The organism is Candidatus Pelagibacter sp., from assembly GCF_052049815.1.
Lineage (GTDB): Bacteria > Pseudomonadota > Alphaproteobacteria > Pelagibacterales > Pelagibacteraceae > Pelagibacter.
In genome coordinates this window covers 1-6,522 of the sequence record NZ_JBNGZG010000047.1, presented here as the reverse complement: position 1 = coordinate 6,522, position 6,522 = coordinate 1, and the positions used below count along the sequence as shown (strand labels likewise).

The following is a 6,522-nucleotide window of genomic DNA, read 5'->3' as shown; positions in this document are numbered from 1 at the left end:
TCATCATAGAAAATTCAATGAATATTAAAATGAAACATGAAGTTGAGACAAAATATAAAAATATAAAAGTTATTTTAAATCAAAATAATGGATTTGGTCATGGTGCTAACATGGGGGCTAATTTAACTAATACAAAATATATTTTTTTTTGTAGTCCAGATAATTTTATAGAAAAAAATTTTTTAAATGAACTTAGTAATATTAAAAAAGAATTAAATGATAATTTTGATATGTTAATTTTATCAAACAAAGATAGCTCAATTTTAGAAAATAAAAAAATAAAAAATATTGAAGGAATATCTTGCTTCTTAATCAAAAAGAAAACTTTTTTCGATCTATCAGGTTTTGATGAAAATTTTTTTTTATATTATGAAGACACAGATTTTTTAAAAAGATTTTTAAAAAAAAAATATATTGCCTATAAAGTTCCTGTTTATTATTTTAGTTATGGCGGTTCTCACGAAGAAAAATTTAACTTTCCTGTAGAGGTAAATAGAAATTGGCATTACATGTGGTCAAAATTTTATTATGAAAAAAAGCATAATGGTTACATTTATTCTTTCTTAAAAACTCTTCCCTACTTTATTAGATCAATTATCAAAGTTTTAATTCATTATAGGAATTATAAAAAGAGAAAAATATATTATGCAAGAGCTAGTGGTCTGTTTAACTCTTTCTTATTGAAAAAATCATGGTATAGACCCAAAATAGATTAATATGAAAAAGATTTTAATTACAGGAGGATCTGGATTTATTGGAACAAATTTTATAAATTATTTAAGTAAATCTAATTTTAAAATTGTCAATATTGATAAAATTTCAAACGTTTCTACGCCTGAAAAATTCAAAAAAATTTTAAATAAAAAAAATTATTCTTTTATTAAATATAATTTAAACGATTCAAAAAAAATATTTAATATATTAAAAAAAGAAAAACCTGATTTAATTGTTAATTTTGCTGCTGAAAGTCATGTGGATAGATCAATAAGTGATCCCTTATATTTCATTAAAAATAATATTGATCTCTCAATGAATCTATTTTTGGCTTATGTCAAATATCAGAAGCTCAAAAAAGCTAAATTTTTTCAAATTTCAACTGATGAAGTCTATGGATCAATTTCAAAAGGATTATCAAAAGAAACTGATCGGTATGAACCTTCTTCTCCTTATTCCGCTTCTAAAGGGTGTGTGGACTTGGTGGCTACTTCATTTAATAAAACTTATAATACACAAATCAAAGTCATAAATTTATCAAATAATTATGGACCATATCAATATCCTGAGAAGTTCATCCCAACATTAATTTTTCATTTTTTGAAAGATAAGCCTGCTCCCGTTTACGGAAAAGGTAAAAATATAAGAGAATGGATTCATGTTGATGATAGCTGTAAGGCTATTTATAAAACAATTATATCCAAAAAAAAATTTGATAAAATTAACATAGGATCTAATAAAAGAACTACAAATCTTGAAATTGTTGAACGTATATTCAAAATTATGAAAAAGAAAAATCTTACTAATTTGCATAAAAAAAATTACATAAAATTTGTTAAAGATAGACCAGGTCATGATGTGAGATACGCTTTAGATACTGATTTTTTCAAAAAAAATATTAAGTATAAAATTCAAAAAGACTTAATGACTGGATTAGAAGAAACAATAGATTGGTATATAAATAATAAAAGTTGGTTGAAAAGTATTCACAAAACTTACAAATATAAAAGGTTAGGTTTAGTTGATTAAAAAAGCAATCATTTTATGTGGTGGCACTGGATCAAGAATGTTTCCAGTTACTAAAGCAGTGAATAAACAACTCCTACCCGTATTTGATAAACCAATGTTTTATTATCCTTTATCTTTACTAATGTTGTCTGGAATAAAAGAATTTATTTTTATTATAAATAAAGGTCAAAAAGAAAACTTTTTAAATGCTTTAGGTAATGTTGATGATTTAGGTATAAAAGTAGAATTTGTGGTACAATCAAAACCCAGAGGTTTACCTGACGCGTTTGTTATTTCAGAAAAATTAATAATGAATGAGTCAGTCGCAATGGTGTTGGGTGATAATTTTTTTTATGGGAGCATGTTGTCACCAATTATAAAAAATTCATTAAAAAATCATAAAGGCTGTAATATTTATTTGTACCCAAGCAATAATACTTCTGCATATGGTGTAGTTGAATTTAATTCAAAAAATAAAATAAAAAGAATCGTGGAAAAACCAAAAAGAACTGACTCGAATCTCATAATCACGGGTCTTTATGTTTTTGATAAAGAAGTATCAAAATACGCAAAAAAACTTAAACCATCTAAAAGAGGCGAAATAGAAATGGTAGATTTAATTAATATTTACAAAAAGTTAAATAAATTAAATATTGTTAAACTTGGTCGAGGTTCAGCATGGATGGATGTTGGTAATTTCAATGATCTTCATAGTGCAAATAATTTTATTCAAAACATTGAAAGTAGACAAAATTATAAAATAGGTTGCTTAGAAGAAATTGCGTTTAATAATAAATGGATTACAAAAGAAAATTTAAAAAATAGATTAAAACAAAATAAAATAAACTTTTACTCAAACTATTTAAAAAATTTAATCACAAGTAAATGATACAAAAAAAATTTAAAGGATTAATATTTAAAGATAACAGAGGTTATTTAGCAGAAATTACTCCAAAAATGATTAACAGAAAATTTGTATATAGCATCTTAACAAATTCAAAAAAAAATGTGATTAGAGGAATGCATTACAATAAAAAAAAAGAGGAAGAAAAGTTAGTTTATGTCCTTGATGGTGAAATTTTAGACGTAACTGTTGATTTAAATAAAGGAAAAAATTTCGGTAAAATAAATTATACAAAATTAAAAAAAAACGATATTCTCTATATACCTAAAGGGTTTGCACACGGTTACAAATGCCTTGGTAAATCAAATACGGTTCTATATCTTTTAACAAAAAAGTATTCGGTTGATAATAGTAGTGGTTTTATTTGGAATGATCAAAAATTTAAAATAAAATGGAAAATTAAACGTCCAATATTATCAAATAAAGATAAAAACTTAGAAGAATATAAAATAAAGTGAAAACTATTTTAATTTCAGGTGGACAAGGAAAATTTGCAAAAGCATTGAGAAATATTAATTCCAAATACAGAATACTTGCACCAGGAAAAAATGAAATGGATATCAGAAGTTTGAATTCAGTTAATTCTTATATAAGTAAAAAAAAAATAGATTTTTTCATTCATTCTGCAGCATTTTCAACACCAATGGCTGATCATAAAATTAAGGTTGAGAAAAGTGTTTCAACAAATATCATTGGAACTTCTAATGTTGTATTAGCTTGTTTAAAAAAAAAAATAAAACTTGTATATATTTCTACTAATTTTGTTTACAGGGGAACTAAAGGTAACTATTTGGAAAAAGATATGTTGTTACCTGTAAATGAATATGGTTGGTCAAAACTTGGTGGTGAATGTGCCGTTAAGCTATATAAAAACTCACTAATTTTAAGAGTTTGTATGAATGATGACAATTTTCCTCATCCTTATGCTTTCTCCAACTATTACTCATGTTTTTTAAGAAAATCTGATGCTGCGAGGATAATTTTAAAATTGTTAAATAAAAAAGGTATTATAAATGTTGGTGGAAAAATACAAACTGCATATAATTTTGCAAAAAAATTAAATCCTAAAGTAAAAAAAGCAAAAATTAATAGCCAAATTAAACACCTAATTGGAACAAATACTAGTATGAATACAAACAAACTAAAAAGGTTAATAAAATCATGAAAAAGATTAATTTTTTAAACTTAGGAAAACACCCTATTACAAATAATTTTTTATCAACTGCGAATCCTAAGAATGAATTTTTTTATAATTTAAAACTTTCATATCATACAGAAACCAAACTAATTTCACTTAATAATTTTGTTCCACCTAAAAAAATGTTTAACAATAGATATGCTCATAGAGCATCAGCATCAATGACAATGCGTAAAGCATATGCTGATTTGGCAAAAAAAATAAAAAAAAAATTTAATCCAAGATCAATCTTGGAAATTGGAAGTAACGATGGTGTATTTATAAAACATTTTTCTGATATACAAAATATAGGAGTTGAGCCTTGCAAAAATTTAGCAGATCTAACAACAAAAATGAAAATTAAAACATACGATAAATTTTGGACATTTCTACTTTCTAAGAAAATAAATAAAAAACATGGTAAATTTGATGTAATATATTCTGCAAATACAATTAGTCACATTCATAAATTAGACGAAACATTTAAAGCCATAGAAAATTCACTGAATGAAGAAGGTATTTTTATTTTAGAGGATCCATCATTATTAAAATCATTACAAAAGTTATCTTATGACCAATTTTATGATGAACATGCATATGTATTTTCAATCACAGCTTTAAGAAATATAACAAAAAAATCTGGATTAGAAATTTTTAATATTGAAGAACTTAATACTCATGGTGGTTCTAATAGAGTTTATTTTAAAAAAAAAACAAATAAAAAATTTAAAATTTCAAATAATGTTAAAAGGCATCTATCAACTGAAAAAAAATACGGTATTCACAAATTCAGAACCTATCAAATTTTTGCGAAGAACGTTAATAAATCAAAAGAATCTTTAATTAAAATTTTTCAATCTATAAAAAAGAAGAAAAAAAAAATAATTGGATACGGAGCTACATACAAATCAAGTACTGTTTTAAATTTTTGTAAAATAAACAAAAATTATATAAATTATTTTGTTGATACTACGCCCACCAAGTCAGGAAAATTTACACCTGGTTCACATATACCTATCAAAGCATATAAAGGTATATCTGATGATGTAGATTATGCTTTTTTGGGTGCATGGAACTTTAAAGACGAAATTTACAAAAAAGAGAAAAAATTTATTAAAAGAGGTGGAAAGTTTATTACTCATGTTCCATATCCAAGAATTTTATGAAAATAAAAAAAAGTGAATTAGCTAAATTAAGAAAAGAGGTAAATAAGGAATTTAAACCTTTAAATACAACTGAAGAGATTATTACTTGGTATAAAGATTTAATTAAAAAATCAAAAATAAAAATTAAAACTATTCCATTATCTGAGTGTAGAAATTGGAGATTTAATAATAAAGGTCAAATGGTTCATAATTCTGGCTCTTTTTATAAAGTTGAGGGCGTAAGAGTAGTTAAAAGCTTTAGAAGAGAGATTAATTTTGGTTGGGATCAACCAATGTTTACTGAACCTGGATATGATGGGGGCTTGCTGGGCCTTTTAAAAACTAACATTAATAAATCACCACATTATTTAATTAATGCAAAATTTGAGCCAGGAAATTATAAATTTATTCAATTGAGCCCAACCGTACAAGCTACTTTCAGCAATATTAAAAGAACCCACGGAGGTAAAAGTGTGAAGTTTTTAGAATATTTTACAAAATCAAAAAAAAATAATTGTAAAATTATTTTTAAACAATGGGTATCAGAAGAAGGTGGTAGATTAAAAAATAAAAGAAATTTAGGAATTTTAGCTGAGTATTATGGAAATAATAAAATTAAGTTTAGTTCAGATTATAAATGGGTGACCTTAAGACAAATTAAGGAACTTATTTTGCAAAATGCGATGATTAATCCTCATTTGAGAACATTAGTGTCATTTATTTAATGTATAATCTTGCAATATGGTCGCTGAGTAAACATTTTCAAAATAAAGTTTTTTCAAGTATTAAAAATAATAAAAAAATCAAAATAGTTTCAATTTTAACGAAAAAAAAATTTGATAAATCATTTAAATTATTAAAAAAAAATTGGTTCAATGATGAAAAAAAATTTTTAAAGAATTCAAATTTTAAATATGTTTATATTTCCTCAGTAAATTCAAACCATTATAAAAATTGTAAAACAGCTTTAAATAATAAAATAAATGTAATTTGCGAGAAACCAATATGTTTAACTCCAATTCAACTAAAAAAATTAATTCAAATTTCTAAATTAAAGAAAAGAAAATTTTTTGAGGTAAATCAATATATTTATCATCCACTGTTTATTACATTAAAAAAGATAATTAACAAAAAAAAGGTTGGAAATATTATTAGTGTTGAAAGTGCTTTCAAAATTCCTCTATTTGACAAAGATAACTTTCGTTTTCAAAGAAAACTGGGTGGAGGTGCTATAAATGATATAGGTTATTATCCAATTTCAATTATGTACAATTTATTTAATTCAAAAAAAATTAAAATTCTTGATTCGAATATTTTAAAAAAAAATGGAATTGATTTTAAAGGGAATTTAATTTCAAAAAATGAAAACAATATTAAATTTAATTTATCATGGGGATTTAAAAGCGATTATGAAAACTTTATTTCAATAATTGGTGAAAAAGGGACAATTAAAGCAAAATTTATTTTTTCAAAGCAAATAAACCAAAATGGTGAGATTGAGATTATTACGAATAAAAAAGAAATTTTGAAAATCAAAAAAGCTAATCAAATTAATTTATTTTTTGAAAAAATAT

At 23.9% G+C, this 6,522-nt stretch carries 8 protein-coding genes; all 8 read left to right on the top strand.

All coding sequences use genetic code 11. The annotated features are described in order from the left end of the window. Positions 1-716: glycosyltransferase (locus ACTT9D_RS06505; protein WP_440930977.1), on the top strand; the 716-nt coding region annotated here is incomplete at its 5' end. 1 nt (position 717) lies between these two features. Continuing rightward, the gene (locus ACTT9D_RS06500) at positions 718-1,743 is read left to right on the top strand and encodes a dTDP-glucose 4,6-dehydratase (RefSeq protein WP_440930976.1); all 1,026 of its coding nucleotides are present in this window, start codon (positions 718-720) and stop codon (positions 1,741-1,743) included. Further along, positions 1,736-2,611 carry a sugar nucleotidyltransferase gene (locus ACTT9D_RS06495; protein WP_440930975.1) on the top strand — a complete coding sequence of 292 codons (876 nt, stop codon included), beginning with the start codon at positions 1,736-1,738 and terminating at the stop codon, positions 2,609-2,611. Before ACTT9D_RS06500 ends, ACTT9D_RS06495 begins: the two co-directional genes overlap by 8 nt. Then, positions 2,608-3,084 carry a dTDP-4-dehydrorhamnose 3,5-epimerase family protein gene (locus tag ACTT9D_RS06490; RefSeq protein WP_440930974.1) on the top strand — a complete coding sequence of 159 codons (477 nt, stop codon included), beginning with the start codon at positions 2,608-2,610 and terminating at the stop codon, positions 3,082-3,084. The genes ACTT9D_RS06495 and ACTT9D_RS06490 overlap by 4 nt, the downstream gene beginning before the upstream one ends. After that, entirely contained in the window at positions 3,081-3,791 is a 711-nt protein-coding gene (locus ACTT9D_RS06485; RefSeq protein WP_440930973.1) for a sugar nucleotide-binding protein, read from the top strand. The genes ACTT9D_RS06490 and ACTT9D_RS06485 overlap by 4 nt, the downstream gene beginning before the upstream one ends. Beyond that, on the top strand, positions 3,788-4,969 hold the full coding sequence (locus tag ACTT9D_RS06480; RefSeq protein WP_440930972.1) for a class I SAM-dependent methyltransferase: 1,182 nt from the start codon (positions 3,788-3,790) through the stop codon (positions 4,967-4,969). Before ACTT9D_RS06485 ends, ACTT9D_RS06480 begins: the two co-directional genes overlap by 4 nt. Further along, positions 4,966-5,673 (top strand): NDP-hexose 2,3-dehydratase family protein, encoded by a 708-nt coding sequence (locus ACTT9D_RS06475; RefSeq protein ID WP_440930971.1) that lies wholly within the window; start codon positions 4,966-4,968, stop codon positions 5,671-5,673. Before ACTT9D_RS06480 ends, ACTT9D_RS06475 begins: the two co-directional genes overlap by 4 nt. Beyond that, positions 5,673-6,522, top strand: an 850-nt coding sequence (locus ACTT9D_RS06470) for a Gfo/Idh/MocA family protein (protein ID WP_440930970.1), incomplete at its 3' end; no start/stop codon positions are given. The genes ACTT9D_RS06475 and ACTT9D_RS06470, both read left to right, overlap by 1 nt.

Bases quoted from the DNA above. Each gene is read 5' to 3' on its own strand.
- ACTT9D_RS06490 (WP_440930974.1), top strand. From the start codon at position 2,608: ATGATACAAAAAAAATTTAAAGGATTAATATTTAAAGATAACAGAGGT.
- ACTT9D_RS06475 (WP_440930971.1), top strand. From the start codon at position 4,966: ATGAAAATAAAAAAAAGTGAATTAGCTAAATTAAGAAAAGAGGTAAAT.
- ACTT9D_RS06500 (WP_440930976.1), top strand. From the start codon at position 718: ATGAAAAAGATTTTAATTACAGGAGGATCTGGATTTATTGGAACAAAT.
- ACTT9D_RS06480 (WP_440930972.1), top strand. From the start codon at position 3,788: ATGAAAAAGATTAATTTTTTAAACTTAGGAAAACACCCTATTACAAAT.